This window comes from Arthrobacter sp. MDT2-34-1 (genome assembly GCF_059091365.1).
This window is the reverse complement of sequence record NZ_JBNHGO010000001.1, coordinates 1,507,290-1,534,117: the sequence shown is the minus strand read 5'-3', so window position 1 is coordinate 1,534,117 and position 26,828 is coordinate 1,507,290. Positions and strand designations below refer to the sequence as shown.

Annotated in this window: 29 protein-coding genes; 21 read left to right on the top strand and 8 right to left on the bottom strand. The window is 69.0% G+C overall.

Annotated elements, in window-relative coordinates:
* Positions 1-146 precede the first annotated feature (146 nt).
* The gene (proC, locus tag AC5RVV_RS07130) at positions 147-1,007 is read left to right on the top strand and encodes a pyrroline-5-carboxylate reductase (RefSeq protein WP_494000639.1); all 861 of its coding nucleotides are present in this window, start codon (positions 147-149) and stop codon (positions 1,005-1,007) included.
* A gap of 58 nt (positions 1,008-1,065) precedes the next feature.
* Here proC and AC5RVV_RS07125 read toward each other — a convergent pair whose 3' ends face one another.
* Both AC5RVV_RS07125 and AC5RVV_RS07120 read right to left on the bottom strand, forming a co-directional pair.
* Positions 1,066-1,704 (bottom strand): potassium channel family protein, encoded by a 639-nt coding sequence (locus AC5RVV_RS07125; RefSeq protein WP_494001300.1) that lies wholly within the window; start codon positions 1,702-1,704, stop codon positions 1,066-1,068.
* 40 nt (positions 1,705-1,744) lie between these two features.
* Positions 1,745-3,157 carry a TrkH family potassium uptake protein gene (locus AC5RVV_RS07120; RefSeq protein ID WP_494000638.1) on the bottom strand — a complete coding sequence of 471 codons (1,413 nt, stop codon included), beginning with the start codon at positions 3,155-3,157 and terminating at the stop codon, positions 1,745-1,747.
* Positions 3,158-3,281: 124 nt separating this feature from the next.
* Here AC5RVV_RS07120 and AC5RVV_RS07115 point away from each other — a divergent pair, with 124 nt between their 5' ends.
* The 7 genes from AC5RVV_RS07115 (at position 3,282) to AC5RVV_RS07085 (ending at position 9,967) form a co-directional block, all read left to right on the top strand.
* The gene (locus tag AC5RVV_RS07115; RefSeq protein ID WP_494000637.1) at positions 3,282-4,484 is read left to right on the top strand and encodes an acetoin utilization protein AcuC; all 1,203 of its coding nucleotides are present in this window, start codon (positions 3,282-3,284) and stop codon (positions 4,482-4,484) included.
* 159 nt (positions 4,485-4,643) lie between these two features.
* The gene (locus tag AC5RVV_RS07110) at positions 4,644-5,123 is read left to right on the top strand and encodes an ArsR/SmtB family transcription factor (protein ID WP_494000636.1); all 480 of its coding nucleotides are present in this window, start codon (positions 4,644-4,646) and stop codon (positions 5,121-5,123) included.
* 389 nt (positions 5,124-5,512) lie between these two features.
* Positions 5,513-6,853, top strand: a complete 1,341-nt coding sequence (gdhA, locus tag AC5RVV_RS07105) for an NADP-specific glutamate dehydrogenase (RefSeq protein ID WP_494000635.1) — start codon at positions 5,513-5,515, stop codon at positions 6,851-6,853.
* 157 nt (positions 6,854-7,010) lie between these two features.
* Entirely contained in the window at positions 7,011-7,892 is an 882-nt protein-coding gene (locus AC5RVV_RS07100) for an N-acetylglucosamine kinase (protein WP_494000634.1), read from the top strand.
* Between the two features lie 296 nt (positions 7,893-8,188).
* The gene (locus AC5RVV_RS07095) at positions 8,189-9,349 is read left to right on the top strand and encodes a 3-deoxy-7-phosphoheptulonate synthase (protein ID WP_494000633.1); all 1,161 of its coding nucleotides are present in this window, start codon (positions 8,189-8,191) and stop codon (positions 9,347-9,349) included.
* A 147-nt stretch (positions 9,350-9,496) separates the two neighbouring features.
* The gene (locus AC5RVV_RS07090; RefSeq protein ID WP_493978048.1) at positions 9,497-9,709 is read left to right on the top strand and encodes a helix-turn-helix domain-containing protein; all 213 of its coding nucleotides are present in this window, start codon (positions 9,497-9,499) and stop codon (positions 9,707-9,709) included.
* A 159-nt stretch (positions 9,710-9,868) separates the two neighbouring features.
* Positions 9,869-9,967, top strand: a complete 99-nt coding sequence (locus AC5RVV_RS07085; RefSeq protein ID WP_003792170.1) for a 30S ribosomal protein bS22 — start codon at positions 9,869-9,871, stop codon at positions 9,965-9,967.
* Between the two features lie 99 nt (positions 9,968-10,066).
* Here the strand turns inward: AC5RVV_RS07085 and AC5RVV_RS07080 are convergent, their stop codons facing one another.
* A complete protein-coding gene (locus AC5RVV_RS07080) occupies positions 10,067-10,885 on the bottom strand; it encodes an HAD family hydrolase (protein WP_494000632.1) in 819 nt (272 codons plus the stop codon).
* Positions 10,886-10,950: 65 nt separating this feature from the next.
* Here AC5RVV_RS07080 and AC5RVV_RS07075 point away from each other — a divergent pair, with 65 nt between their 5' ends.
* Together AC5RVV_RS07075 and AC5RVV_RS07070 are read left to right on the top strand one after the other, a co-directional pair.
* On the top strand, positions 10,951-11,211 hold the full coding sequence (locus tag AC5RVV_RS07075) for a glutaredoxin family protein (RefSeq protein WP_494000631.1): 261 nt from the start codon (positions 10,951-10,953) through the stop codon (positions 11,209-11,211).
* A gap of 166 nt (positions 11,212-11,377) precedes the next feature.
* Entirely contained in the window at positions 11,378-12,055 is a 678-nt protein-coding gene (locus tag AC5RVV_RS07070; RefSeq protein WP_494000630.1) for a redox-sensing transcriptional repressor Rex, read from the top strand.
* A gap of 55 nt (positions 12,056-12,110) precedes the next feature.
* Here the strand turns inward: AC5RVV_RS07070 and AC5RVV_RS07065 are convergent, their stop codons facing one another.
* Positions 12,111-12,935 carry a hypothetical protein gene (locus AC5RVV_RS07065; RefSeq protein ID WP_494000629.1) on the bottom strand — a complete coding sequence of 275 codons (825 nt, stop codon included), beginning with the start codon at positions 12,933-12,935 and terminating at the stop codon, positions 12,111-12,113.
* Between the two features lie 236 nt (positions 12,936-13,171).
* On the opposite strand from AC5RVV_RS07065, the gene AC5RVV_RS07060 reads away from it, so the two are divergent.
* The 5 genes from AC5RVV_RS07060 (at position 13,172) to ccsB (ending at position 18,118) form a co-directional block, all read left to right on the top strand.
* Positions 13,172-13,834, top strand: coding sequence for a histidine phosphatase family protein (locus tag AC5RVV_RS07060; protein ID WP_494000628.1), 663 nt, complete (start codon positions 13,172-13,174; stop codon positions 13,832-13,834).
* A 54-nt stretch (positions 13,835-13,888) separates the two neighbouring features.
* Complete coding sequence (locus AC5RVV_RS07055) at positions 13,889-14,503, top strand: TlpA family protein disulfide reductase (protein ID WP_494000627.1); 615 nt, start codon at positions 13,889-13,891, stop codon at positions 14,501-14,503.
* 2 nt (positions 14,504-14,505) lie between these two features.
* On the top strand, positions 14,506-15,294 hold the full coding sequence (locus tag AC5RVV_RS07050) for a cytochrome c biogenesis CcdA family protein (protein WP_494000626.1): 789 nt from the start codon (positions 14,506-14,508) through the stop codon (positions 15,292-15,294).
* Between the two features lie 173 nt (positions 15,295-15,467).
* Positions 15,468-17,051: a cytochrome c biogenesis protein ResB gene (gene resB / locus AC5RVV_RS07045; protein ID WP_494001299.1), complete on the top strand. Its 1,584-nt coding sequence runs from the start codon at positions 15,468-15,470 to the stop codon at positions 17,049-17,051.
* Positions 17,052-17,065: 14 nt separating this feature from the next.
* Entirely contained in the window at positions 17,066-18,118 is a 1,053-nt protein-coding gene (gene ccsB / locus AC5RVV_RS07040) for a c-type cytochrome biogenesis protein CcsB (protein WP_494000625.1), read from the top strand.
* A gap of 160 nt (positions 18,119-18,278) precedes the next feature.
* Here ccsB and AC5RVV_RS07035 read toward each other — a convergent pair whose 3' ends face one another.
* Positions 18,279-18,695, bottom strand: a complete 417-nt coding sequence (locus AC5RVV_RS07035; RefSeq protein ID WP_494000624.1) for a PLD nuclease N-terminal domain-containing protein — start codon at positions 18,693-18,695, stop codon at positions 18,279-18,281.
* A gap of 86 nt (positions 18,696-18,781) precedes the next feature.
* Between AC5RVV_RS07035 and AC5RVV_RS07030 the strand changes: the two genes are divergently transcribed.
* Entirely contained in the window at positions 18,782-19,129 is a 348-nt protein-coding gene (locus tag AC5RVV_RS07030) for a DUF4229 domain-containing protein (protein ID WP_494000623.1), read from the top strand.
* A 43-nt stretch (positions 19,130-19,172) separates the two neighbouring features.
* On the opposite strand, the gene AC5RVV_RS07025 is transcribed toward AC5RVV_RS07030, so the two are convergent.
* The 3 genes from AC5RVV_RS07025 to AC5RVV_RS07015 form a co-directional block, all read right to left on the bottom strand.
* The gene (locus AC5RVV_RS07025; RefSeq protein WP_494000622.1) at positions 19,173-20,054 is read right to left on the bottom strand and encodes a 1,4-dihydroxy-2-naphthoate polyprenyltransferase; all 882 of its coding nucleotides are present in this window, start codon (positions 20,052-20,054) and stop codon (positions 19,173-19,175) included.
* Positions 20,055-20,176: 122 nt separating this feature from the next.
* Complete coding sequence (locus tag AC5RVV_RS07020; protein WP_494000621.1) at positions 20,177-21,334, bottom strand: AMP-binding protein; 1,158 nt, start codon at positions 21,332-21,334, stop codon at positions 20,177-20,179.
* Positions 21,335-21,344: 10 nt separating this feature from the next.
* Positions 21,345-22,295, bottom strand: a complete 951-nt coding sequence (locus tag AC5RVV_RS07015) for a 1,4-dihydroxy-2-naphthoyl-CoA synthase (protein WP_494001298.1) — start codon at positions 22,293-22,295, stop codon at positions 21,345-21,347.
* A 170-nt stretch (positions 22,296-22,465) separates the two neighbouring features.
* Between AC5RVV_RS07015 and AC5RVV_RS07010 the strand changes: the two genes are divergently transcribed.
* The 5 genes from AC5RVV_RS07010 (at position 22,466) to AC5RVV_RS06990 (ending at position 26,802) form a co-directional block, all read left to right on the top strand.
* Positions 22,466-22,939, top strand: a complete 474-nt coding sequence (locus AC5RVV_RS07010; protein ID WP_494000620.1) for an SRPBCC family protein — start codon at positions 22,466-22,468, stop codon at positions 22,937-22,939.
* Positions 22,940-23,115: 176 nt separating this feature from the next.
* Positions 23,116-24,327: a thiolase family protein gene (locus AC5RVV_RS07005; protein ID WP_494000619.1), complete on the top strand. Its 1,212-nt coding sequence runs from the start codon at positions 23,116-23,118 to the stop codon at positions 24,325-24,327.
* The gene (locus AC5RVV_RS07000; RefSeq protein ID WP_494000618.1) at positions 24,327-25,202 is read left to right on the top strand and encodes an enoyl-CoA hydratase/isomerase family protein; all 876 of its coding nucleotides are present in this window, start codon (positions 24,327-24,329) and stop codon (positions 25,200-25,202) included. The genes AC5RVV_RS07005 and AC5RVV_RS07000 overlap by 1 nt, the downstream gene beginning before the upstream one ends.
* 5 nt (positions 25,203-25,207) lie before the next feature.
* Positions 25,208-26,071, top strand: coding sequence for a 3-hydroxyacyl-CoA dehydrogenase family protein (locus AC5RVV_RS06995; protein WP_494001297.1), 864 nt, complete (start codon positions 25,208-25,210; stop codon positions 26,069-26,071).
* Positions 26,072-26,094: 23 nt separating this feature from the next.
* Positions 26,095-26,802, top strand: coding sequence for a tyrosine-protein phosphatase (locus AC5RVV_RS06990; RefSeq protein ID WP_494000617.1), 708 nt, complete (start codon positions 26,095-26,097; stop codon positions 26,800-26,802).
* Positions 26,803-26,828: the final 26 nt, after the last annotated feature.

Below are 26,828 nucleotides of genomic sequence, written 5' to 3'. Positions count from 1 at the left end.
ATGAGGTGTTTAAGACACTAGACGGGGACCTTGGGACAACGCCGTTAAACACCTGAACGGCACCTGTGAGTTCTTCCCCGCCGGTGTGCGCGGAGGCCCGAACGGCGGCACGCGCCGGATGACGGCACCATGATTCAATGGCAGACATGACTGCTGACGCCACGGAAACACCAACCGCACGCCGCATCGCTTTCCTGGGCTGTGGGTCCATGAACGAGGCCATCCTGGCCGGGCTGCTGGCCTCCGGAACACCGGCAGAAAACGTGACGGCGACGGTGCGCCGCAGCGAACGCGCCGCGGAACTGCGCGGACGTTATCCCGGCCTGACGGTGCTGGCGGAACAAGACGACCCGGGGGCCAACGCCCATGCGGTGCAGGGCGCCGACGTAGCCGTGCTGGGGGTGAAGCCGGCGGGCATCGCGGACCTGTGCCGGACCATCGCGCCGGCTCTGGATAAGCGGACCGTGGTGGTTTCCGTGGCCGCGGCAGTCACCGTTGCCGCCATGGAAGCTGCCCTGCCGGAAGGCCAGCCGCTGGTGCGCAGCATGCCCAACACGCCGCTCAAGGTGCGCCGCGGGGCGGTCGGCGTCTCCGCCGGCAGCCACGTGAGCGATGCCCAGCTGGAGGCCGCCCGCGAAGTATTCGCCGGCGCCGGCACGGTCGTCGTGGTTCCGGAACACCAGCTGGACGCGGTGTCCGCGGTCAGCGGTTCCGGCCCCGCCTATGCTTTCTACCTGGCCGAAGCGATGGCCGCCGCCGGCGTGGAGCTGGGCCTGGAACCGGAGCTGTCGATGACGCTGGCCCGTGAGACCGTGGCCGGCGCGGGCATCATGCTCGCTGCGCCGGATGCCGACCCGGCGGTCATGCGCCGTGCCGTCACCAGCCCGAACGGCACCACGGAGCGCGCCATCGCCTCCTTCGACGACGACGGGCTGCCGCAGGTGATCGCGCGCGGTGCCGCGGCCGCTGCCGAACGGGCGGCCGAACTGTCGCGCGAGCTGGCCTGAGCCGTAAGGGGGCCTGGGTCCGCTGGACTTGCGGGCGGCCCCGCTACGGGCGGCCCCCCTACGGGCGGGCCGCGAAACGCTCCAGCAGGTCCACGTGCCCGGAGACGATCAGCATGTCCCGGCTGGAGACCTTGGTTTCGGGCCGCGCATAGGTGAAGTCTTCGCCGGGCGACTTCACGCCCACCACCGTGACGCCGTACCTGGAGCGCACCTGCGACTCACCCAGCGTGAAGCCCTGGGTCTCCTTCGGCGGGTACATCTTGACGATGGCGAAACCGTCGTCGAACTCGATGAAGTCCAGCATCCGGCCGCCCACCAGGTGCGCGGCGCGGCGGCCGGCGTCGGCCTCCGGGTAGATGACATGGTTGGCGCCGATGCGCGAGAGGATCTTGCCGTGCGACGGTGTGATGGCCTTGACCCAGAGGTGCTCGATGCCCAGGTCCACCAGGTTCACGGTGATCAGCACCGAGGACTCGATCGAGGTGCCGACACCGACGACGGCGGAGCTGAACTCCTGGGCGCCCAGTTGGCGCAGCGCGTCGATGTTCGTGGCGTCGGCCTCCACCACGTGGGTCAACTGCCCCGACCACTTCTGCACCAGGGCCGGATCACGTTCGATCGCCAGCACCTCGCGGCCCTGCTTGACCAGTTGTTCCGCGGTCGAGGAACCGAAGCGGCCCAGACCGACCACCAGCACGGGGGCGTTGTGGGCGGGACGTCTGTTCGATGCGGACTTGTCAGCCAATGATGGGCCTCTCTTCGGGGTAGTGGAACAGCTGGCGGCGCTCGCGCAGCGCCAGGGCGGCGGCCAACGTAATGGTGCCGACGCGGCCGGCGAACATCAGGGCGCAGAGCACATATTTGCCCTCGGGCGGCAGCTCGGCGCTCAGGTTGGTGCTCAGCCCGACGGTGGCGAACGCGGAAATGACCTCGAACAGCACTCGGTCCAGGCTTTCGCCGGTGAGGGCCAGCAGCAGGCCGGCGGCGAAGGCCACCAACGTGGCACCCATGACGATCACCGAGATGGCCACCCGCATGGCGCCTTCGGGGATGGTCCGGCCATGGACCTTCACGTCCCGGTCGCCGCGGGCCTCGGCTGCGATGGCCAGGAACACGATCGCGATGGTCGTGACCTTGATGCCGCCCGCGGTCGAGGCGGAACCGCCGCCGGCGAACATCAGGGCATCGGAAAAGAGCATGGTGGACGGCTCGATGTCGTTCATGTCCACCAGGTTGAAGCCGAGCGAGCGGGTCATCACGGACGCGAACGTTGCGTGCAGAACCTTGTCCCAGGTGCTCATGCCGCCCAGGGTCTCCGGGTTGCTCCACTCCATGGCGCCCCAGACCAGGGCGCCTACCACCAGCAGGATCAGGGACACCTCGACCGTGAGCTTGGTGTGCAGGTTCCATTTGCTGAAGCGCCAACCGCGCTCCAGAAGCACCATGACCACCGGGAACCCGAGGCTGCCCAGGAAACCGCCGACCATCAGCGGCAGCAGGATCCACTCATCGGTCTCGTAGGGGACCAGGCCATCGGAGTGCGGGGTGAACCCCGCATTGTTGAACGCCGAGATGGCATAGAAGATGCCGTGCCAGGCGGCCTGGGGAAAGGATTCGCCGAGCATCAGGAAACGGGGGATCAGCACCAGGGCGAGCACCACCTCGATGATCACCGAGGTGGTGATCACGATCCGCAGCAGCGCGCCGACCTCGCCCAGGCGGCCCGCGTTGCTCATGGCGGACTGGGCGATCAGCTTGCCGCGCACGCCCAGCCGCTTGCTCACCATGAGCGCCAGCAGCGAGGCCAGCGTCAGCGTGCCCAGGCCGCCGATGAAGATGCCCAGCAGGATCACGGCCTGGCCGAGGAAGGTCCAGTGGCCGGCGGTGGACACCACGGTCAAGCCCGTGACGCAGACCGCCGAGACTGCCGTGAAGAAGGCGTCGTGCAGCGGCGTGATGACCCCGTCCCGGGCCGCGGCGGGCAAGGACAGCAGCCCGGTGAAGACCAGGATCACCGCCACGTAGACGATCAGCGCCAGCCGTGCCGGGGAACTGTTGGCAACGCTGTCCACGAAGTCGCGGAGCGTGCGCAAAAGCGAGAATCGTTCGTGTTCCCGCCCGGCTAGCCAAGACGGCTGCTGTCTGGTCATCCCGATCGCTTCTGTCCGGCTCCGAAATCGCTGACTTGCTCCTTGCAGTAGTAAATCATCAATTGATCGCACGGGGCGCGGGAAGAATGCGCGCGCACCGGTGCTTTCGCGTAGCCTGTCTGTGATGTCAGCGACCCCAGTTCCCGCGGTTCCCACTCTGGCGGTGTGGAGTGAATCCGTCTTGGCCTACAATTTCGGCGCGCATCATCCCATGTCCCCGATCCGGCTGGACCTGACGGCCAGGCTGGCTGACGAATTCGCCATCTTCCACCGCCCGAACGTCACGTTGGCCGCAGCCGAAATCGCCGGCGACGCGGCACTGCAGACCGTGCACGACCCGGCCTACGTGGCCGCGGTGAAGGCGGTCAGCGAAAACCCGGACGCCATCGACGACGAGCGCGGCCTGGGCACCGAAGACGATCCGGTGTTTCCGGGCATGCACACCGCCAGCGCCCGAATCGCCGGGGCCTCGCTGCAGTCCGCGGCCGCGATCCTGGACGGCTCTGCGCTGCATGCGGTGAACTTCGCCGGCGGCATGCACCACGCCGCGCGCGGCAAGGCCAGCGGGTTCTGCATCTACAACGACTGCGCCCTGGCCATCCAGCACCTGCTGGATAACGGCGTGCAGAGGGTCGCGTACGTCGACGTCGACGCGCACCACGGCGACGGCGTCCAGTCGATCTTCTACAACGACCCGCGGGTGCTGACCATCTCCCTGCATGAAACCGGCACCCACCTGTTCCCGGGGACGGGCTTCGCGAACGAGAGCGGGGGCCCGGAGGCACCGGGCAGTTCCGTCAACGTCGCCATGCCGCCCCGCTCCGGCGACGCCGCCTTCCTGCGGGCCTTCCACGCGGTGGTGCCGCAGCTGGTCAGGGCCTTCGCCCCCGAAGTGATCGTCAGCCAGCACGGCTGCGACAACCATGCCCGCGACCTGCTGAGCAGCCTCCGGCTGAGCGTGGACGCCCAGCGGCAAATGATGCTGGACACGTCCGACCTGGCGCGCGAGGTCTGCGGCGACCGCTGGATCGCCACGGGCGGCGGCGGCTACGACGTCTTCAATGTGGTGCCCCGGTCCTGGACGCACATGCTCGCCATTGTTTCCGGCCGGGCCATTCCGTTGCACAGCGAGGTGCCGCAGTCCTGGCATGACTACGTCGAGGTGCGGTACGGCCAGCAGGCACCGCTGTACATGGGCGACGACGCCGACCTGTGGTGGCGCTCGTGGGAGGTCGGCTATGACCCCAACGACGGCGTGGACCGCACCGTGATGGCCACCCGCAAGGAAATTTTCCCCTACCACGGGCTCGATCCCTGGTTCGACTAGGCCGTTACTGGGTTCGCCAAGCCCCCAGCGGATGGGGCGGCAGACCCTGGCCGGGCGGCCGCGCCAGACGCAGTCGTCCACCGAACCCGGTATCGTGCCCGGCGCCGGGACCAACGCCGGGGGTGTGCCCCGGAGCATATATGCGGTTAGGGTAATGCAATGGCCATCGATGATGTCTTTGCAGTGATTGCGGAAGGTACCCGCCGGGACATACTAGGGTCGCTCCGTGACGGCGACAAGGCGGTTGGCGAACTGGTCGAAGAGCTGGAGGTGAGCCAGCCGACCGTCTCCAAGCACCTGAAGGTGCTGCGCGAAGCCGGACTCGTGTCCATGCGCGCCCAGGGCCAGAAGCGCTACTACTCGCTGCAGACCGGGCCGCTGCAGCATGTGGCCGACTGGATCATCGGGTTCGGGGTCGATGTCCTGCCCGCCGCCGAGGCGGGGCCGGTGTCGCCCGCGGTGGCAGCCGCCGTCATCGCCCCGCAGGAACCCGCGCATGCGGTGACGGGGCGGAGCCTCGAGGTTCCGGTTCCCGCCAACCTCAGCCGGTCGCTCGGCCAGGCGGCCAACAAGGCGACGACCAAGGCCGCGGACATCTTCGCGCATCTGCCCAAACTGCCGCGCCGCCGCCGCGGCTGAGCGGCGGGCCCTGATGCCGGTGCGCGCGGCAGCCCGGCCTCGAGCGCAGGCGGCTCACGCGGCGGCAGCCCGGCGGAGTACCAGAGGGGCCACCCGTGCGGGGACGCGGAGGGCCCCGGGCCGTGATGAGCCGCACATTCGGGCCCCGACGGGCGGGCGTGTTCGCCCGTGACGGCCGGCACTTTCCGCCCTGCCACCCCGCCCAGCGGTGCCGGAACTGCCCCGTTCAGTGCGACAAACCGGCCGACTGTACCGCCGTCCGGCGCGTTACGAGGTGGTTCGGCGATGTGTCAGGTGTGTTTCTTAGATCCCGCTTCTTATGGTTTTCTGTGTGAGGGCCCGCAGCAACCTGAGTGCCCCCATACGTCAGCTAGTGAAGGGACGCACCCATGGATGCCCACCTGCTTGAAGTCCGCGACGAAGTCTTCCGGCGCAATCCAGGCGAAACGGAATTCCACCAGGCCGTCACCGAAGTCTTCGAAACCCTCGAGCCGCTGGCCGCCCGGCACCCCGAATATTCCGACGCCGCCATCCTGCAGCGCATCTGCGAGCCGGAACGCCAGATCATCTTCCGCGTGCCCTGGGTGGACGACGCCGGCAACGTCCAGATCAACCGCGGCTTCCGCGTGGAGTTCAACTCCGCGCTTGGCCCCTACAAGGGCGGCCTGCGCTTCCACCCCTCGGTCTACCTGGGCATCATCAAGTTCCTGGGCTTCGAGCAGATCTTCAAGAATGCCTTGACCGGCATGCCCATCGGCGGCGGCAAGGGCGGGTCCGACTTCGATCCGCGCGGCCGGTCCGACGGCGAGGTCATGCGCTTCTGCCAGTCCTTCATGACGGAGCTCTACCGCCACATCGGCGAATACACTGACGTTCCGGCCGGGGACATGGGCGTGGGCACCCGCGAAATCGGCTACCTGTTCGGACAGTACAAGCGCATCACCAACCGCTACGAGTCAGGCGTCCTCACCGGCAAGGGCATCGGCTGGGGCGGCTCGCTGGTCCGCCCCGAAGCCACCGGGTACGGCGCGGTGCTGTTCGCGCAGGAAATGCTCAAAACCCGCGGGCAGAGCCTGGACGGGCAGCGCGTGGCCATCTCCGGCTCCGGCAACGTGGCCATCAACGCCGTCGAAAAGGCGCAGGAACTCGGCGCCACGGTCGTCACCGCCTCCGACTCCGGCGGCTACATCGTCGACGAGGCCGGCATCGACGTCGAACTGCTGCGCCAGATCAAGGAAGTCGAGCGGGGCCGCATTTCGGAGTACGCCGAGCGCCGCGGCTCGGCCGTGCACTACGTGGCCGACGGCAACATCTGGGACGTCGACTGCACCGTGGCGCTGCCGTGCGCCACGCAGAACGAGCTGGACGAGAAATCGGCCCGGCGCCTGGTGGAGTCCGGGCTGGTCGCCGTCGCCGAGGGCGCCAACATGCCGTGCACGAGCGAAGCGGCCTCCATCTTCCAGGACGCGGGCCTGCTGTTCGGCCCGGGCAAGGCCGCCAATGCCGGCGGCGTGGCCACCTCGGCCCTGGAGATGCAGCAGAACGCCAGCCGCGACGCCTGGACCTTCGAGTACACGGAGCAGCGCCTGGCGGACATCATGGTCGGCATCCACGACCGCTGCGCCGAGACCGCCGAGGAATACGGCATGCCCGGCAACTACGTGGCGGGCGCGAACATCTCCGGCTTCAAAAAGGTAGCCGACGCCATGCTCGCCCTGGGCCTCATCTAAGGCAGCCAGCACAGCCCACAACACTGATGACGACGACGGTGCCCGCCACGGCGGGCACCGTTTCGTTCTGGTGCGCACGGGGTCATCCCGCGGGTCATGCAGGCTGGCGGACGTTCCGGCCCGGCCTCCGCAGCGACGCCCCGAGTAAACTCACCCCATGGTGCAAAGACTCATCGGGCTGGACATCGGCGGCAGCAAGACACACGGCATCCGGCTGGACGACGGCTTGCCGGTCGCCGAAGCCACGGCGGGCAGCGCCAACGTGCAGAACGCCAGCCCCGCCCAGGCCGCCGCGGCCCTGGCCGAGGTCTTCGGCCGGCTCGGCGCGCCCGGGATCGCGGCGGTCTATGCAGGGGCGGGCGGGATCGACACCGAGGGCGACGCGGCGGCGCTGCGCGCCCTGATCGCCCCGCTGGCCCCCGGGGCGGTCGTCCATGTTGTCCACGACACCCGCCTGGTGCTCGCCGCCGGACGAGTCCGCACCGGGATCGGCGTGGTCGCAGGAACCGGATCGTCGGTGTGGGGCATCAGCGAGGCCGGGCTTGAGGTCCGCGCCGGCGGCTGGGGGCACCTGTTGGGCGATGAGGGCAGCGGCTACTGGCTGGGGCGGGAAGCCGTCCGGCACGCACTCTCCCGCCTGGATGCGGGCCTGCGGCGGGACCGGCTCACGGACCTGCTGCTGGACGACTGCGGGCTGCAGGAGCCGGCCGAGCTGATAGCGCTGTTCCACTCGGCGAAAACCGACCGGCGGTTTTGGGCGGGCAAGTCCCGCCTGGTGGTGGCCGCCGCCGAAGGCGCCGATCCGGCGGCGGAGGCGATCGTCGACCGCGCGGCCGCCGACCTGGCCGGCCAGATTGCCCTGGTCGCCCGGCGGCTGGGCATGGGCGGCCCGGTGGTGCTCGGCGGCGGGCTGGGTATGAACGTCCCGCGGTTCCAACGCTCGCTCGCCGCCGCACTGGAACCGCACGGGATCGCAGACCTCCGCCCGCTGGACCGGGAACCGGTCTTCGGCCTCGATGTGCTGGCCGGCCTGGCCTGAGCGCGGCCGGCGCCCCACACCTACGGCTGTAGGACCGGGCGCCCCGGCGTCGTCATAATCTGTCATGTCCCGGGCCCGCGTTTTCCTTCCCCCGCGGACCGGGCGTACAGTTCCGGGTATGACGACTCGTTGGTATGCGTATTTTGCGTTGGCTCTGGAGGGGCCTGACGTAACCGCTTAGCGCCTACGCATACCAACCTTCAGAGCCAACAGGGCAGAGATGATTCTCTGCCCTTCGCCATTTCTCCGGCGGGTTCTGTAGCGAAGTCCCGCCGCCAACAGACGGGACACCGACCATGAATTCAGCAGCCAACCAGCTCTTGGAAACCGAAGCGCCGACGCGGGCCGGCGTCGAAGCCGCCGACCCGGCCTCGCCGCGCAGCACGAACAACCTGCGGGTGGGCGGCTTCAGCCCGCTGCCGTCACCGGGCGAGGTGCTGCAGGAACAGCCCCTGACCGCCGAGGCCGCCGCCGTCGTCGCCCGCGGCCGGGAGGACATCCGGGCGGTCATGGACGGGGTGGACGACCGGCTCCTGGTGATCGTGGGACCGTGCTCGATCCACGACACCGCCGCGGGCCTGGACTACGCGCGCCGCCTGGCGCAGGTGGCACGTGAGCACCGCGAAGAGCTGCTGATCGTGATGCGCACGTACTTCGAGAAGCCGCGGACCACGGTGGGCTGGAAGGGGCTGATCAACGACCCACAGCTGGACGGCTCCCACGACATCGCCGCCGGCCTGCGGCTGGCGCGGACGTTCCTGCTGGAGGTGGCGGAGCTCGGCCTGCCGGTGGCCACGGAGTTCCTGGAACCGATCAGCCCGCAGTACCTGGCGGACCTGGTCAGCTGGGGAGCGATCGGTGCGCGCACCACCGAAAGCCAGATCCACCGTCAGTTGGTCTCGGGGCTCTCCATGCCGGTCGGGTTCAAGAACGGCACGGACGGCGGGCTGCAGGTTGCGCTCGACGCCTGCCACGCAGCGGCCGCGGCTCAGGTGTTCCTGGGGATCGACGGCGAGGGACGGGCGGCGCTGGTCTCCACCAACGGCAACCCCGACACCCACGTGATCCTGCGCGGCGGCGCAAGCGGCCCGAACTACGGAGCCCAAGAGGTGGCGGCGGCGTCCGCAGCGCTGGCGGAAGCCGGCCTGAATCCGCGGTTGATCGTGGACGCCAGCCACGCCAACAGCGGCAAGAGCCACCACCGCCAGGCCGAGGTGGCGCTGGAGATCGCCGCGCAGGTCGAAGCGGGCGGCAGCGCCATCGCCGGCCTGATGCTGGAGAGCTTCCTGGTGGGCGGGGCACAGAAACTGGAGGTGTCCCGGGACGGCGGGGGAGCGGCGTTGGTTTACGGGCAGAGTGTCACGGATGCCTGCATGGAGTGGGACGTCACGGCGGATGTGCTGGCCCAGCTGGCGTCGGCCGCGGGGAATCGCGCCACGAAAGCGGCCCGAGGGTAAAAGGCCGTGCTTGGTTAAAATGCTTAAGCTACAGTGTGCACTTTCACTTTTGCCACAACAGCCTCTAAAGTATCTAGGAAGACGGTTGTTGGGGCGGGGCAAGGCGGCACGCCGCCGGTGTTGCTTACAGTAAAGGAACAGTGCGTAATGGCTGACGAGAACAATTTCTCGAGTGTGCGCTTCTTGACGGTGTCGGAAGTGGCCGCGGTCATGCGCGTGTCCAAGATGACCGTTTACCGCTTGGTGCATTCGGGCGAGATGCCCGCCGTGCGCTTTGGACGTTCCTATCGTGTGCCCGAATCGGCCGTGGAGGAGTACCTGCGCGGCGCCGTGATCGACCGGGAGACCGGGACGGCCTGACGCTCCGGAGCGGGCCGGCTGCCGTCCGGCGGTCAAACCGGGGGGCGCGGAGGCGGTACCCTGTTAAGGAACGTTTTACGTCATCGTCGAAAACCGTGAGTTGACGTGTGCCCCGCCGGGCACCGGCAGCTGACGAAACTATCAGTGAATGAGGGACTCGTGGGTTCAGTTATCAAGAAGCGCCGCAAGCGTATGGCCAAGAAGAAGCACCGTAAGCTGCTTCGCAAGACCCGTCACCAGCGCCGCAACAAGAAGTAGGACCGACAACCGGTTCCCTTCTCTTCCAAGGCCCGCCAGGAAACTGGCGGGCCTTGTGCCGTTAACCGGTTTTCATCCCCGCCGGCGTGGGTCCGGCCGTTACGCCGCCGGTCGCCGGAATCTGTTGACCCCGCGCCAGAGACCGTAGACCGCGCCGGCACCGGTGGCGGCCTTGAGGCCCAAGGTGGCCGCCCGCCGGCCGCTCCTGTAGTCGTAGACCGGCCAGTTGTTCTCCCGGGCGTGCCGGCGCAGCCTGGCGTCCGGGTTGATCGCCACCGGGTTGCCCACCAGGGTCAGCAGCGGGACGTCGTTGTAGGAGTCGCTATAGGCCCAGCAGCGCGCCAGGTCCAAGCCTTGGCGGATGGCCAACTCCTCGACCGCGATAGCCTTGGCCGGCCCGTGCAGGATGTCCCCGATGAGTCGTCCGGTGTAGGCACCGTCTTCGGTTTCACCCACCGTGCCCAGGGCGCCCGTCAGGCCCAGCCGGTCGGCGATGACGGCGGCCACTTCAACCGGCGTGGCCGTGACCAGCCAGACCTTGCGGCCCACCCGCAGGTGTTGGTCCGCCAGGGCCCTGGTCCCGGGCCAGATCTTGGAGGCGATGACTTCGTCGTAGACCTCGTCGCCCAGTTGTTTGACGTCGTCGCTCAGCAGGCCGGTGGCAAGGGCCAGTGCCGTGTCGCGGATCGACTGGATGTCCTTGAGGTTCTCACCCCGCATCAGGAAGCGGGCCTGTTTGAAGCCGAAACCGGCAGCGTCGCGCATCCGGAAGGCGCCGCTCTGGTACATCTTGCGGGCCACGTGGAACAGGCTGGCGCCGCGCATCAGGGTGTTGTCGACGTCGAAAAATGCCGCTTCCGTCCCCGGGTCCGTGGAGACCGAGGCGCGCTGTGCATGGCCGGCGGCGGTCTTGGGCATGCTTCGAGTCTAACGAGGCGCCGGAGATTGTCCGTTCAGCGCCACTGGCCGCTACCGTGGAAGGCATGAGTGGATCCGACACGCGCCCCGGGCACGAACTGGTGCTGCTGACCAAACCCGGCTGCCATCTGTGCCAGGCGGCACGGGAGACCGTCGGGAGCGTTGCGGGGGAGCTCGGTCTCGCCTGGGAAGAGAAGAACATCCTCGAGGACCCCGAGCTCGAACGGCGCTTCGCCGAGGAGATCCCCGTGGTCATGATCGACGGCGTCCAGCGGGACTTCTGGCACATCGATCCGGACCGGCTGCGACGGCTGCTCACACAGTAGTCCGGGGCGGCCCGGCCGGCGTCACAGGAGTTGGAGAGCGGCGCGGGGGAGCTTAATCTTGGGGGGACACAAGCCTGCGGTTGGACAGCCGCCGGCGGCACCCAGGACCCGGAACGGCTGGAAACGGCACGGCCGGAGCCCCGCAGCAGGCATCGGAGCGACAACAGTGACCCACCTCCCGGATACCGAGGCTGCCAAGCCATCCGGCCACGAGATCCCGCCGGCCGCGCTCGCACGCCTGACCATCTACCTCCGGGCCCTGAATTCGCTGGTGTCCGAGGGCACGGAACGCATATCGTCCGAGCAACTGGCCGAGGCCGCCGGCGTGAGCCCGCCCACCCTGCGCAAGGACCTTTCCTACCTCGGGTCGTTCGGTACCCGCGGCGTGGGCTACGACGTCCGGCTGGTCGGCCAGGAGATTGCCGCGGCCCTGGGGCTCACCCAGGACTGGAAAGTCGCGATTGTCGGCATCGGCAACCTGGGCCGGGCCCTGGCCGGCTACTCCGGATTCACCACCAAGGGATTCGGAGTCGTGGCGCTCTTCGACGCGGATCCGCAGGTCGTCGGGTCCGAGGTCTCGGGGATGCGCGTCAGCCCGATCGGTGACTTGGAACTTATCCTGCGGCAGACCGGCACCAACATGGCGGTCCTGGCCGTGCCCGCCGGCGCGGCCCAGGGGCTCTGCGACCGGCTCGTCGAAGCCGGCGTCACGAGCATTCTCAGCTTCGCGCCGGCGGTGCTGCAGGTTCCGCCATCCGTGCAGCTGCGCAAGGTGGACATGGCCACCGAACTGCAGATCCTGGCGTACCACGCGCAACGGGCGCAGACGACGGAGCACGGCTGAACACTGCTGCGCCCCGCCGGGTTCCGGCCGTCAGGCGGCCGGAACCCGCTCCCGGTCAGCGGCCGTAGACGCCGAACTTGTGCGCCTTGGTGGCCTGGAAGAACCTGTTCGACGCCGGCAGGAACAGCAGCACGATCGCCGCGATGCCCAGCAGCACGGACAAGGTGCCGAACCAGATGTTGAAGAGTCCGAACAGCGAGAGCGCGGCGAACACCGCCCCGGTGATGCGGGCCCAGTTCTTGCCCGCCTTCACGCCGAAGGCCACCATCAGGTACAGCCCGACGGCGATCACCGCGGTGATGACGATGAACACTCCTGCCGTACCGCTCATCATTTCCGCCAGCTCGGCGTCGGAGAACTGGCCGCCCTGCTCGCCCAGGGCTTCGCGGACCGACGGGTCGTTGAGCACCATCGCCATGGTGCCGTCCAGGTTCGCCAGTTCCGTCAGCATTTCGATGGCGGTCAGCACGGCGGCAGCAATGATCAACCAGAACGCAATGACGACCTCGCGCGGCGCCGTGGGTTTGGCGGCGGTCTGCGCCTGCCCGCCGGGGTAGCCGTACTGGCCGGGCACGGCGTTCTGGTAGCCGTACGGGGACTGCCCGTACTGCTGGCCGTACGGGGACTGCCCCTGCTGGCCCTGGCCGTAGGGCTGCTGCCCGTACTGTTGTCCATACTGGGGTCCGGACTGCGGCGGGTTCTGCCCGTACTGTCCGTACTGCGGGGCGTTTTGCCCGTAGGGAGGCTGCTCCGAGCCGGGCTGCTGAGGCGCGTTCTGGCCGTATTGCGGCAGGTTCTGCCCGTACCGGGGCTGTTCCTGGCCTCCGGGCCGGCCCTCCCCGTCACCGGGCTGGTTCGGTTCGTTTACTGGGGTGCTCATGGCCGGTTCCTTTTCATCTCATCCACACGGGTCGCCCTCCGTGCGGCCGGCCTGCGCGCCGGCCGCAGAGGTGCTTGGCAGCTGTTAAGGCAACACTACAATGCAGGCCAGTGCCGCGGCGGTCGGCCGGAAGGATGATTTTCTTCCCGGGCAGCCGGCGGGGCCAGACACTACACCCCCGCGGGCGGACAGCGGGGCTTTTGGGCAAACACCGGCGGTTTGAGACACTTGTACCCATGCCCGAAGCTACCGTCCACCTGCTCCGCCACGGCGAGGTCCACAACCCCGACCGCGTGCTTTACGGCAGGCTGCCGAGCTTCAGGCTGTCCGCGCTGGGCCAGGAAATGGCCGAGTGTGCCGCGGGCTACTTTTCCGAACGCCGCGACGACGGCGCCAGGATCAGCTACCTGGTGGCCTCGCCGTTGACCCGGGCCCAGGAGACCGCGGCCCCGACCGCCAAGGCGCTCGGCCTCGAGATCGTCACCGACGAGCGGATCATCGAAGCCGAAAACCACTTCGAGGGGCTGGCGGACATCCGCTCGCACCTGAACCAGCCCCGGCACTGGCCGCACCTTTATAATCCCTTCCGGCCGTCCTGGGGGGAGCCGTACGCGGCGCAGGCCGCCCGGATGCGCGAGGCCATCGACGACGCCCGCCGGATAGCCGTGGAACGCGGCGGGGAGGGCGCCGAGGCGGTCCTGGTCAGCCACCAGCTCCCCATCTGGGTGACCCGGCTGGCCGCCGAGGGCAAACGGCTCTGGCATGATCCCCGCCGCCGCCAGTGCACGCTGGCCTCGGTGACTTCCCTGGAGTTCGACGGCGGCCGCCTCGCCGGGGTGCGCTACGCCGAGCCGTGCGCCCACCTCCTGCCCGGTGCCGCGAACCTGCCCGGAGCATAATAGAATTACTACGCGTTGTAGAAGTGGGACACCCCCAACCCCACGAAGAAAAGTGTGACTGTGACTGCCGATAACCCCCGTTCGTTCAATCGCCGTACCGCGTTCAAAGTCGGTGCGGGGCTGCTGGGCGCCCTCTCGCTCGCCGCCTGTTCCGTCGAGGATCCGTTGGCTCAGCAGGCCAACGCCGGCGACAACAAGAACTACATCGCCGGCGACGGCTCGGTCACCGAGTACGCGCCCGACTCGCGCGGCGAACCCGTCCAGCTGACCGCCAAGCTCTTCGACGGCACCACCGTCGATGCGGCCGACTGGGCCGGCCAGGTGACCGTCCTTAACTTCTGGTACGCCTCCTGCGCGCCCTGCCGGCTGGAGGCTCCGGACCTGCAGGCGCTGAGCGAGGAATTCGCCGACGGCGCCCGGTTCTACGGCGTCAACATCCGGGACGAGCGCCCCACGGCAGAGGCCTTCGAGCGCAACTTCGGGGTGACGTACCCCAGCTTCATGGACAAGAACGGCGACGTCCTGCTGGCGATGACCGCCTACGTGCCCCCGCAGGCCGTCCCCACCACGCTGGTGCTGGACAAGGAGGGCCGCGTCGCCGCCCGGATCCTGGGTGTGGCGGACAAGGGCACGCTCCGGGCCCTGATTAAAGACGCAGTGGCCGCCTAGCAATGGGGTGGGCGACGGCCGCGCTGCCGATGACTGTGGGCGGCGCCTTCGGCGACACGGTGCTCAACGGTTCCGTGCTGCTGGCAATCCCCGTGGCCATGCTGGCCGGGCTGGTCTCCTTCCTGTCCCCGTGCGTGCTGCCGCTGGTGCCCGGCTATCTGGGCTACGTCACCGGCCTGACCGGCGTGGATCTTGAACGCCAGCGCCGCGGCCGGATGTTCGCGGGCATTGGTTTGTTCGTGTTGGGCTTTTCCATCGTCTTCGTGATCATCGGGGCGATCTTCGGCCAGCTTGGGGCCTGGTTGAAGGGAAGCGAAGCCGGCTGGGTCACCCAGGTGCTGGGCGTCGTCGTCGTCGCCATGGGCATCATCTTCATGGGCGGGCTGTCCTACTTTCAGCGGGACCGCAAGATCCAGTCGCGGCCGCCGGCCGGGCTGTGGGGGGCGCCGGTCCTCGGCATGACGTTCGGGCTGGGCTGGGCGCCCTGTATCGGCCCCACCTTCTCGGCCGTGCAGGCGCTGGCCTACTCGGGCGGCGCGGATGCGGCCAAGGGTGCGTTCCTGGCCTTCGTGTACTGCCTGGGACTGGGGGTTCCGTTCCTGCTGATCGCGCTCGGCGTGCGGCGGGGGATGGGCGCCATGGCGTTCTTCCGCCGGCACCGGTTGTTCCTGCAGCGGGCCGGCGGCGCCATGCTGGTGGTTTTGGGCCTGCTGATGGCCAGCGGGTTATGGGGAGACTGGGTGACGCAATTGCAGGACTGGTTTGCAAATGAAGTGAGGCTCCCGATCTGATGAGTCAGACACCCGAAGGCGCTGGACGCCACGACCAAGCCGATGCCACCGCAGCGGCCGGACCGGGGACGGATCGCGGCGGCCGGACCGTGAAGGACCGCCGGCCCGCCGACGACCGGAAACGCAACCGCGGCCGGGACGACGTTGCCGTCCCCGCGCTGGGTCTCGCCGGCATGCTGCGCTGGGCCTGGACCCAGCTGACGAGCATGCGCACCGCGCTGTTCCTGCTGCTGCTGCTGGCCGTGGCCGCGGTGCCCGGCTCGCTGTTCCCGCAGCGCCCTGCCAACCCCGCCGTCGTGACCCAGTACATTGCGGACAATCCCGCGGTCGGGCCGTGGCTGGACCGCTTCCAGCTCTTCGACGTCTACTCCTCGGTGTGGTTCTCCGCCATCTACCTGCTGCTCTTCCTGTCGCTGATCGGCTGCGTCATCCCGCGCGCGATCCAGCACTACAAGGCCATGCGGTCGCAGCCGCCCAGGACTCCCCGCCGGTTGTCCCGGCTGCCCGAGTACGGGTCCATGGCGGTCCCCGCCGACGCCGGCGTTTCCGCCCGCTCCGCCGTCGAGGACGCCGCCCGCTTGCTGAAGCGCCGCGGGTACCGGGTGGATGTGCGCGACGCGGACACCGACCGGCCCTCCGTCGGAGCGGAGCGCGGCTTCACCAAGGAGATCGGCAACCTGGTCTTCCATACCTCGCTGATCGGCGTGCTGGTGTCCGTCGCCATCGGCGGGCAGTTCGGCTACACGGGCCAGCGGATCCTGGTCGAGGGCGAAACGTTCGTGAATTCGCTCATCGGCTACGACAGCTTCAATCCGGGAACCGGGTTCACCGAGGACCGGCTGGAGCCGTTCTCCATGCGCCTCGACGAGTTCGATGTGGTCTTCGACCGGGAATCACAAACCCACTACGGCCAGCCGCTTGACTTCACCGCCACCCTGACCGTGCGCGGCGAGCCGGGGGCGCCCGAGGAGCAGCAGGTGCTGAAAATCAACCACCCGCTGACCCTCGGCGGAACGAACGTGTACCTCATGGGCAACGGCTACGCGCCGGTCGTGACCATCCGGGACGGCGAGGGCAACATCGCCCACCAGGGCCCCGTCATCGCCATCCCGAACGACGGCGCCTACACCTCCACGCTGGTGATCAAGGCGCCGGACGCGCAGCCGGAACAGCTGGGCTTCGTGGGGTTCTTCCTGCCGACCGCGATGGAGGGCGAAGACGGGGTGGCCTACGGCAGCGACCCCGATCCCATGAACCCCCGGTTGTACCTGAACTCCTATTACGGGGACCTGGGCCTGGACAACGGCGACCCCAAGAATGTCTACGTCCTGGACACGACCGAGCTGACCGTCCTCAACGACCGCAACCAGGAGGACGGGGGCATCGAACTCGCCGCCTACGAAACGGCGGAACTGCCCAACGGGATGGGCAGCGTCACGTTCGACGGCCTCGTCCGCTATGCAGCGCTGGACATCCACCATGATCCCGGCAAGGTCGGTGCCCTTGTGTTCTCCTCGCTGGCCCTGGCCGGCCTGGGTGCCTCCCTGTTCATCGGCCGCCGCCGCGTCTGGGTGCGGGCCGGCACCCACGAGGACGGCCGCACCATGGTCGAATGGGGCCTGCTGGCCCGGGGCGAGGACCACCGGCTGGCCCCGGAAGCGGTCGCCCTCAGCAAACTCTTCCGCACCCAGTGGCTGACGGATGCCGCCCCCGGGGCGCACAATAGCAAGAGCGCCGCCGGCGTTGACAACCACTAAGGACATCTCTTCCCATGCCCACGATTGACCAGACCATGGCCCAGTACAGCGAGCTGTTCATCCTGCTCGGTGCGATGGCATTCACCGTCGCCTTTATCGCCTTTTGCTGGGATTTGGTGACATCCAGCAAGACCATCAAGGCTGTGGAAGACCGGCTGGCCGCCGGGCACGACGCGGCCGAGCAGGGCGTGCTCGTCGGCGCCGCCGGTGCGGCGTCGACAGCTGCAGGCGCGAGGGCGGCCGGCGCGGGCGCCGGCGCCGGCGCCGGCGTCGAGATGGCCGCGGACTCGATGAACTACGGCAAGGAACGGCGTGCCGCCGCCCGGATCGGCGTGGCCCTGAGCGTGCTGGCTACCGTCATCCTGGCCGCCGGCGTGGTGGCCCGCGGCCTGGCCGCCCACCGCGTGCCGTGGGGCAACATGTACGAGTTCTGCACCACGGGTGCGCTGATGGTGGCAGTGGTCTACCTGATTGCGCTGACCCGCAAGGACCTTCGCTTCCTCGGCTCGTTCGTGATCGGCCTTGTGGTCGTCATGCTGATCGCGGCGTCCATCGGGTTCCCGACGCCGGTGGCCCACCTCGTGCCCGCCCTGCAGAGCTACTGGCTGATCATCCACGTCTCGGTCGCCGTGCTCGCGTCGGCGCTGTTCACGTTGACGTTCGCCATGTCCGTGCTGCAGCTCGTGCAAGCGAAACGCGAGGCCCGCGGCCGCGCCGGCAAGGCGGACAAGCTGGCATTCATGCGGCTGGCTCCCTCGGCACTGACACTGGAGAACGCCGCCTACCGGCTCAACGCCGTCGGCTTCGTGTTCTGGACTTTCACGCTGGTGCTCGGCGCGATCTGGGCCGAACAGGCCTGGGGCCGTTACTGGGGGTGGGACACCAAGGAAGTGTGGACCTTCGTCATCTGGGTGGTCTACGCCGGCTACCTGCACGCCCGCGCCACCCGCGGCTGGACCGGTACCCGCGCAGCCTGGCTGTCCATCGTCGGTTACCTGTGCGTGGTCTTCAACTTCACGATCGTGAACGTCTTCTTCGCCGGCCTGCACAGCTACGCCGGGGTCTAGGACAAGCCGCCGGCATCGGCCGAAGGCCGCGGCCCCGAATCAAGACATAGGACCGCAGCCTCCGAATCAACAGAAGGCCCGCAGCCCCATCGGGGCGGCGGGCCTTCTGCGGGTCCGGGGACCTGCGGGAGCCGGATGCCGGCGTCAGGTCAGCGGGCGCCTAGCGGGGGCCGTTCTCCGGGTCGTCTTCGCTCAACTGGCGGTCGTCATGGGCCGCGGGCTTGTCCTCTCCGCCGTGCTTGGGGTCCTCGCGCTTCTTGAGCTCCTGCTCCTTGCGGTTCAGTTCCTCTTCACGTTGTTTGGCGCGGCGCTGCGCATCGAGCGTGCGCAGGAAGGCGATGTCATCGTCCGGGGCCACCGGGCGGGGAGCCTGCTGGGCCTGCCGGCCGCCCGCTTTGGGGCGGCCCCACACGAACCACATCAGGGCTCCGATCAGGGGCACCAGGATGATTGTGAGGATCCATCCCGGTTTTGAGATACTGCGCACCTCGTGCGGCCGCGACCGGATGCACTCGATGAGGGCATAGATCACCACCGCGAGGGCCAGTACCGCGAGCAGGACATAGAGACGGACCATGAGTCAATTGTAGGTGAGCGTTAAGCCGGAGGCTGATGAATCTTCGGACCGGCCGGTCGATCTCGCGGGCAGCGTAAACTTGAGGTGTGGCTTTTTGGAAATTCAGCGCCCTGCGTCTCGGCATCATGGCCGTCATCTTTGTCATCTGCCTGTTTTTGAGGCTGGGTGTCGTCTACTCGGCCCTCGCCGCAGCGATCATGGGCTGGTGCATCACGTACCTGTTCTTCCGCAAGATGAGGGACGAAGCGGGGGCGGCACTGGCGCGCCGGTTCTCCGCCGGCGCGAAGGCACCGAGGACGTCCACGGAGATTTCGGACGCGCTGGCCGAGGACGCCGCCGTCGATCGGCACGGCGAACTGAACGTGGATTCCTACCGCAGGACCCGGGACTCCGGGCAGAAGCCGGACGGCACCCGGCCCGTGGACCGGGGCTGACCCGGCCTCGGGCGGGCCGCCGCGGCTACCGGCCGGAGGCCGGCTACGACAGCCGGCTCAGCACCACGCCGAGCGCGAAGGCGGTGGCGAACCCGAGGTTGATCATCCCGGTCTGCTTGAGTACCGGGATGAGGCTCTCGCGCTTCTTGCCCTTGAGCATCAGCCAGCTCGGCGTCAGGCATGCCGGCACCAGCAGCAGCACCAGTAGGATCCACGGGAAGTCGTAGACCATGATGAGCGGCAGCAGGAGCGCCACCGCGAGCATCATGACGTAGCTGACGCGCGCCGCCTCGTCACCCATCCGGACGGCCAGCGTCAGTTTCCCCACCTCGCGGTCCGTCGGGATGTCGCGGACGTTGTTGGCCATCAGCAGTGCCGTGGCGATCAGGCCGGTCCCGACCGCGCCGAGGAAGGACGGCCAGCTGACCTGCAGGGCCTGCGTGTAGGTGGTCCCCATGGTGGCCACAATGCCGAAGAACAGGAACACGTACACTTCGCCCAGCCCCCGGTAGCCGTAGGGGTTGTTGCCGCCGGTGTATCCCCAGGCGGCGATCACGCAGCCGACGCCCACCAGCAGCAGCGGCCAGGTCTGCGACAGGATGATCAGGGCGAGCCCGGCCACCATGGCCAGCCCAAAGCTGGCGAACGCGGCGGCCTTCACCGCTTTCGGCTTGGCCAGCCCGGACCCGGTCAACCGCAGCGGGCCCACCCGCACGTCATCGGTGCCGCGGACACCGTCCGAGTAGTCGTTCGCGTAGTTCACGCCCACCTGGAACAGGACCGCGATGAGCGCCGCGAGGAGGGCATGCAGCGGCCGGAAGGAACCCAGGTCGTAGGCGGCCGCGCTGCCGATGATCACCGGAGCGACCGCCATCGGGAGGGTGCGGGGCCGTGCCCCTTCGAACCATTGCCCGGCTGTAGCCACTGTGGAGAGTCCTTACCTGTGGGGGTTCATGCATCGTTGGCTGCGGGCAGCCGCAGCACCGGTCTATTCTCGCCCATGGAAGCGGAAGGCCGGTGCAGCCGTCGCCGCAGGAGTGGCCGATGTCACGGCGACGGCGGTTTCCCGCCACGCGAGCCGCGGTCGTGGCCGGCTCCCTCCGCCGCCGCACGGCGCAGGAGATCGGCCACGGCCAGCCGGTCCGGCTTGCCGTTGGGCAGCAGCGGCAGCGCTTCGAGGCGCACCAGGTGGCGCGGGACGGCGGGGGCGCCCAGCGCCCGGCGCACCCGGGCCTCGATGTCCGCCTCCGCGGCGGAGCCCACGACGGCGGCGCAGACTCTGGTGCCCCACTCGGGATCGTCGATGCCCGCCACCAGCGCGGCCTGGACGCCCGGCAGCCCCTCGATCACCTCGGCGACGGCCGCCGCGGACACCTTGACGCCGCCGGTGATCAACACGTCGTCCGCGCGTCCGATGACGGTCAGCGCGCCGGCGTCGTCCGTCTCGCCGAGGTCCTCGGTGCGGAACCAGCGCGTGCCGCCGGCCGCGCTGAAATGGGCGTCGGTCAGCTGCGGATTGTCCAGGTAGCCGCCGGCAACCACGTCGCCGCCGATCAGGACCCGGCCTCGCTCCAGCCGCAGGGTAACCCCCTGGAGCGGGACGCCGTCGTACACGCAGCCGCCGCAGGTCTCGCTCATGCCGTAGGTGCGCACGATCTTCAGCGACTGTTTGGCCGCCTCCGCCCGCAGCGCCTCAGGCATCCGGGCGCCGCCGAGCAGGATGGCATCGAACCGGCGCAGCGCCTTGAGCGTTTCGGGCTCCGCCGCGGCGAGCAGCCGGTGCAGCTGGGTGGGCACCAGCGAGGTGATCCGGAACCGGTCGGTCAGGGCGGCTGCCGCGTCGGTGAACGCGCGGGCGGTGAACCCGCCGGACAGGTCCATCGCCCGGGGCCGGGTGCCGGCGTAGAGGGAGCGGACCAGAACCTGGAGGCCGGCCACGTAGTTCGGCGCCAGCGTCAGCAGCCACTGCCCCTCGCCGCCCAGCCGCAGGGCGGTGCCCATCGACGACGCGGCCAGCGCGTCGATCCCCAGCATGGTGGCCTTGGGCGTGCCGGTGGACCCCGAGGTCCGCACGACCGCGGCGGTCCCGGGAACCAGTCCGGGCGAGGACACCGGCACCGGGGTGCCGTCCGGGGCGAGTTCGACGGCGGGGCCCTCGCCGCCCAGCGCCGCGGTCAGCGCTGCCAGGGCCGGCTCAATGTCCATGCCGCCCGCCCTAGAAGTAGTAGGGGAACGACGACCAGTCGGGGTCGCGCTTGGCCAGGAAAGCTTCCTTGCCTTCGACGGCCTCGTCCGTCATGTACGCCAGGCGGGTGGCTTCACCGGCGAAGACCTGCTGGCCCGCCAGTCCGTCGTCGGCCAGGTTGAACGCGAACTTCAGCATCCGGATGGCCTGCGGGGACTGCCGGGCAATGTCCGCCGCGTATTCCAGCGCCACCTCCTCGAGCCGATCATGGTCCACCGCCTCGTTGACGGCGCCCATGCGGACCATGTCCTCGGCCGAGTACTCCCGCGCAAGGAAAAAGATCTCGCGGGCGGCCTTCTGGCCGATCTGCCGCGCCAGCAGTGCCGAGCCGTAGCCGGCGTCGAAGCTGCCGACCGTGGCGTCGGTCTGCTTGAACTTGCCGTGCTGCCGGGAGGCGATGGTCAGGTCGGACACCACGTGCAGGGAATGTCCGCCGCCGGCGGCCCAGCCGTTGACGACGGCGATGACCACCTTGGGCATGGTCCGCATCAACCGCTGGACTTCCAGAATGTGCAGCCGGCCGGCGCGGGCCGGGTCGATGAATTCGGCCGACTCGCCGGCCGCGTTTTCCACCGGGTACCGATAACCGTCGCGGCCGCGGATGCGCTGGTCACCGCCCGAGCAGAACGAGTGGCCGCCGTCCTTGGGCGAGGGGCCGTTGCCGGTGAGCAGCACGGTGGCCACATCCGGCGTCATCCGGGCGTGGTCCATGGCGCGGTACAGCTCGTCCACGGTGCCGGGCCGGAAGGCGTTGCGCACTTCCGGCCGGTTGAAGGCGATGCGCACCGCCGGCAGGTCGCGCACCACGCTGCCGCTGGCGTCGCGCTCCACCTGGCGGTGGTAGGTCATGTCCTGGAAGTCGAAGCCTTCCACCACCCGCCACCGCGCCGGGTCGAAGAGGTCGGAAACCTTCTCCGGCAGGGCAGGCTGCGCCGGGACTCCGGCGTGGCCGGCGGTAGTGTTGGCGGTGCTGGCTGGGGCGGGGCTCTCGGAAGTCACCCTTCGAGTTTATCGTTGCCGTTTCGCGGCTGCGCCGGGAGCAGTGCCTCCACTAGGCTGTTCGAAACCTGACCCCTTCCGAAAGAGCGACCGTGGGCCATCACCTTGAAATAGTCCGGCACGTCAACGCACCGGTCGACGCCGTGTGGCGCGTGATCACCGACATCCCCGGCTCCGCCCGGACGCTGAGCTCAGTGACGCGGGTCGAGATCCTGACGCCCGGCGACTACGCCGAGGGCTTCCGGTGGCGCGAAACCCGCAAAATGATGGGCAAGGAAGCCACGGAGGAGATGTGGGTGGCGGACGTCGACGCGCCGGCGTCGACGACGGTCAAGGCGGCATCGAACGGCGCCGACTACACCACGAGGTTCACGCTCGCGCCCGTGGACGGCGGCACCCGGCTGGCCATGTTTTTCGGGGCCGAGCTGGAGAACCCGGGAACGCTCTCGAGGCTGATGATGGCGCTCTTCGGAAAGCTGGGACTGCGCGTGGCGCGCAAGCAGATGGCCAAAGACCTGGAAGAGATCGCCGCCAAGGCCGAGGGCCGGGACGAAACCGCCGGTTGAGCCGGCCGGGTTCCGTCGGGGCGCTGTCTCGGACCTTCTGCGTCACGGCAGTTGACCCCTCCCCGGCCGCGTGGGATTCTTTATAGAACGGTCGGTCGGTAATTTTAGTCGCCTGCGGCAGCCGAAGCGACCGCTCATCGTCACCGTTGAACGATCAAGCGCGAGGGATTATTTCTATGGCTGAGGCATTCCTGATTGGCGGGGCGCGGACCCCGGTTGGCCGCTACGGAGGGGCGCTCTCGGCGGTCCGTCCCGACGACCTGGCGGCGCTGGTCGTCAAGGAAGCCGTGGTCCGGGCAGGCATCGATCCGGATGCCGTCGAGGAGGTCATCCTCGGCAACGCCAACGGGGCGGGCGAGGAAAACCGCAACGTGGCCCGCATGGCCTGGCTGCTGGCGGGCTACGGCGACCACGTTCCCGGCATCACCGTTAACCGGCTGTGCGCCTCCGGCCTGAGCGCCATCATCCAGGCGTCGCACATGATCAAGGCCGGCGCCGCGGACATCGTCATCGCGGGCGGCGTCGAATCGATGAGCCGCGCACCCTGGGTGCAGGAGAAGCCGGGCAAGGCCTTCGCCAAGCCGGGCGAGATCTTCGATACCTCCATCGGCTGGCGCTTCGTCAACAAGCGCTTCGCCAGCGGCGACCTCAGCCGCGACGGCAAGATGACCTATTCCATGCCGGAAACCGCCGAGGAAGTCGCCGACGTCTACGGCATTTCCCGCGAGGACGCAGACGCCTTCGCCGTGCAGTCCCACCAGCGGGCCATCGCCGCCATCGAGGGCGGCCGGCTCAAGGAAGAAATCGTCCCGGTGACGGTCAAGGGGCGCAAGGGCGACACCGTCGTCGACACCGACGAGGGACCCCGCCCCGGCACCACCCTCGAGGTCCTGGCCGGCCTGAAGCCCATCAACCGCGCGGACGGCGTGGTGACCGCCGGCAACTCGAGTTCGCTCAACGACGGCGCCTCGGCCATCGTGGTCGCCTCCGAGGCCGCCGTCAAGAAGTTCGGCCTGACCCCCCGCGCCCGCATTGTCGACGGCGCCTCGGCCGGCGTCGCACCGGAGATCATGGGCATCGGGCCGGTGCCGGCCACCCGCAAAGTGCTGGACCGCGCCGGCTGGAGCATCGACGACCTCGGCGCCGTGGAGCTCAACGAGGCCTTCGCCACCCAGTCGCTCGCGGTGCTGCGCGACCTGAAGCTGGACCAGTCGATCGTGAACAACGACGGCGGCGCCATCGCCTTGGGGCACCCGCTCGGTTCCAGCGGATCGCGCCTGGTGGTCACCCTGCTGGGCCGGATGGAGCGCGAAGGCGCGCAGCGTGGCCTGGCCACCATGTGCGTGGGCGTCGGCCAGGGCACCTCCATGATCGTTGAGCGGGTCTGATGCTCTTCGACGACTACTCCTTCAGCACGCTGCGGCTGGACGAGCGGGAGGACCGCGTCCACCTCGCGCTGAACCGCCCGGAGGTCCGCAACGCCATCGACCAGGCCATGGTGGACGAACTGCATGCCGTCTGCGCCGTCCTGGAACGGGCGCCGAGAATCCTCATCTTGTCCGGCACCGAGGTCAACGGCAAGGGAATATTCGCCTCCGGTGCGGACATCTCCCAGCTGCGCGAACGCCGTCGTGATGACGCCTTGGCCGGAATCAATTCCACGGTATTCCACCGCATTGCCCAGCTGCCGATGCCGGTCATCGCGGCGCTCGACGGCTTCGCACTGGGCGGGGGAGCGGAACTGGCCTACGCCGCCGACTTCCGCATCGCCACGCCTTCCGTGAAGATCGGGCAGCCCGAGGTCGGCCTGGGCATCATGGCCGCGGCGGGGGCCACCTGGCGCCTGAAGGAACTGGTGGGCGAGCCGCTGGCCAAGGAAATCCTGTTGGCCGGCCGCATCCTGGACGCCGAAGAAGCGCTGGCGGCCCGCCTCGTCACCGAGATCCACGAGCCGGCCGCGCTCCTCGACGCCGCGCATGCGCTGGCCGACCGGATCGGCAAGCAGGATCCGCTGGCCGTGCGCATCACCAAGTCGGTGTTCCATACCCCGCGCGAGGCGCACCCGATGATCGACACCATCGCCCAGGGCATCCTGTTCGAGTCGCAGGCCAAGTTCGACCGGATGCAGGCCTTCCTAGACAAGAGCGCGGCCAAGAGCGCGGCCAAGAGCGCAGCCCGCAGTGCGGTCAAGACGGCTGCCGCCGCCCCGGACGGGGACGCCGTCCGACGCCCCGGCGCCGCAGAGCAGCAAGGATCGAAGTGAGCGAGATGAATTCTGTGCAGACTATTCCCAACAACGTCGGTGTCCTCGGCGGCGGGCGCATGGGCGCCGGCATCGCCCACGCGTTCCTGACGGCGGGAGCCGACGTCGTCGTGGTGGAACGCGACGAGGCCGCCGCCGAGGCGGCCCGCGAGCGCGTGACGGGGGCCTTGGCCAAGAGCGTGGAGCGCGGCACGGCCACCGAACCCCTGGACGCGCTCAAGTCCCGGCTGTCGGTCTCCGTCGACTACGGCTCGTTCGCCGCGTGCGGGCTGGTCGTGGAAGCGGTGCCGGAGGACTTCGAGCTGAAGGCCACCGCGCTGAAGGCCGTCGAGGCCCAGCTGTCCCCGACGGCCTGGCTGGCGACGAACACATCCTCGCTGTCCATCGCCAAGCTGGCCGACCAGTTGCAGCGCCCGGCGAACTTCTGCGGCCTGCACTTCTTCAACCCGGTTCCGGCCTCGCAGCTGGTCGAAGTGGTGCTGGCCCCGAAGACGTCGGAAGAGCTCGCCGCCGCCTCCAGGAGCTGGGTCGAGGCACTGGGGAAGACCGCCGTCGTCGTCAACGACGCGCCGGGGTTCGCCTCCTCGCGGCTGGGGGTGGCCATCGCGCTGGAAGCCATGCGCATGGTGGAAGAGGGCGTGGCATCCGCGGCGGACATCGACGCCGCGATGGTGCTGGGCTACAAGCACCCGGTCGGCCCGCTCAAGACCACCGACATCGTGGGGCTGGATGTGCGCCTCGGCATCGCCGAGTACCTCCATTCCACGCTCGGGGACCGGTTTGCCCCGCCGCAGATCCTCCGCGACAAGGTGGCCCGCGGCGAACTCGGCCGCAAGTCCGGCAAGGGTTTCTTCGACTGGGAGGACTAGCCGGGCGGCTGTAGGCTGCTGCAATGTCGTCCGAACGGTCCCGCGATGCCGGCGCTGTTGCCTGGGAAGGCGCGGTCAACGCCCGCAGGGTGGCGGGGGACATCTTCCGCATGGGCCGCGCCGAATGGCTGACCGCCGCGGGCTGGCAGCAGGCGTACGACGACGGCGTGCGCACCATCGTGGACCTGCGGAACCCGGGCGAGCGCTCGCGCCGGCCGACCGATCCGGTGGTGCCGGCCGGGGCGCTGGATAAATTCACGGTGCTCAACCGGCCGACCGAAGAGCCCGGGCACGCGAAGTTCGCCAACAGCGCCCCGTACATGAACCACCCGCGTTTCTACCTGGAAAACGTGCGGGTCTTCCCGCACCTGATCGCCGAGGTGTTCCGCACCCTGGCACACGCGGAGGGCGCCGTCGTCGTCCACTGCTCCGCCGGGCGGGACCGCACGGGCATGGTCTCCATGATGCTGCTGCAGCTCGCGGGCGTTCCGGCCGAGCGGATCGCCGACGCACACGAGCTGGGCATCCGCGGCATCAACGACTGGCACCGGGTCAGCCCCTACCCGCATCCGGTGGAGCGGTACGTTGGCGGCGACGAGCTGGAGGCTCGGGTGGCGGAGATGCGCGGGTCCCTGCTGCAGGTCTTGGCCCAGCTGGAGGTGGAGCCGTTCCTGCTGCGCCATGGCCTGACGCCCGCCGACGTCGACGCGCTCCGGCGCCGGCTCGCTTGAATCCTTCGGCGGGCGGGCGTCATGCG

Coding starts and splice junctions, on each gene's coding strand:
- AC5RVV_RS07100 (WP_494000634.1), top strand. CDS start 7,011: ATGGTGCAAAGACTCATCGGGCTGGACATCGGCGGCAGCAAGACACAC.
- AC5RVV_RS07075 (WP_494000631.1), top strand. CDS start 10,951: ATGAGTGGATCCGACACGCGCCCCGGGCACGAACTGGTGCTGCTGACC.
- AC5RVV_RS07035 (WP_494000624.1), bottom strand. CDS start 18,695: ATGGTCCGTCTCTATGTCCTGCTCGCGGTACTGGCCCTCGCGGTGGTG.
- AC5RVV_RS07110 (WP_494000636.1), top strand. CDS start 4,644: ATGGCCATCGATGATGTCTTTGCAGTGATTGCGGAAGGTACCCGCCGG.
- AC5RVV_RS06995 (WP_494001297.1), top strand. CDS start 25,208: ATGAATTCTGTGCAGACTATTCCCAACAACGTCGGTGTCCTCGGCGGC.
- AC5RVV_RS07005 (WP_494000619.1), top strand. CDS start 23,116: ATGGCTGAGGCATTCCTGATTGGCGGGGCGCGGACCCCGGTTGGCCGC.
- AC5RVV_RS06990 (WP_494000617.1), top strand. CDS start 26,095: ATGTCGTCCGAACGGTCCCGCGATGCCGGCGCTGTTGCCTGGGAAGGC.
- gdhA (WP_494000635.1), top strand. CDS start 5,513: ATGGATGCCCACCTGCTTGAAGTCCGCGACGAAGTCTTCCGGCGCAAT.
- AC5RVV_RS07090 (WP_493978048.1), top strand. CDS start 9,497: ATGGCTGACGAGAACAATTTCTCGAGTGTGCGCTTCTTGACGGTGTCG.
- AC5RVV_RS07080 (WP_494000632.1), bottom strand. CDS start 10,885: ATGCCCAAGACCGCCGCCGGCCATGCACAGCGCGCCTCGGTCTCCACG.
- AC5RVV_RS07095 (WP_494000633.1), top strand. CDS start 8,189: ATGAATTCAGCAGCCAACCAGCTCTTGGAAACCGAAGCGCCGACGCGG.
- AC5RVV_RS07120 (WP_494000638.1), bottom strand. CDS start 3,157: ATGACCAGACAGCAGCCGTCTTGGCTAGCCGGGCGGGAACACGAACGA.
- resB (WP_494001299.1), top strand. CDS start 15,468: ATGCTGCGCTGGGCCTGGACCCAGCTGACGAGCATGCGCACCGCGCTG.
- proC (WP_494000639.1), top strand. CDS start 147: ATGACTGCTGACGCCACGGAAACACCAACCGCACGCCGCATCGCTTTC.
- AC5RVV_RS07115 (WP_494000637.1), top strand. CDS start 3,282: ATGTCAGCGACCCCAGTTCCCGCGGTTCCCACTCTGGCGGTGTGGAGT.
- AC5RVV_RS07065 (WP_494000629.1), bottom strand. CDS start 12,935: ATGAGCACCCCAGTAAACGAACCGAACCAGCCCGGTGACGGGGAGGGC.
- AC5RVV_RS07050 (WP_494000626.1), top strand. CDS start 14,506: ATGGGGTGGGCGACGGCCGCGCTGCCGATGACTGTGGGCGGCGCCTTC.
- AC5RVV_RS07000 (WP_494000618.1), top strand. CDS start 24,327: ATGCTCTTCGACGACTACTCCTTCAGCACGCTGCGGCTGGACGAGCGG.
- AC5RVV_RS07020 (WP_494000621.1), bottom strand. CDS start 21,334: ATGGACATTGAGCCGGCCCTGGCAGCGCTGACCGCGGCGCTGGGCGGC.
- AC5RVV_RS07060 (WP_494000628.1), top strand. CDS start 13,172: ATGCCCGAAGCTACCGTCCACCTGCTCCGCCACGGCGAGGTCCACAAC.
- ccsB (WP_494000625.1), top strand. CDS start 17,066: ATGCCCACGATTGACCAGACCATGGCCCAGTACAGCGAGCTGTTCATC.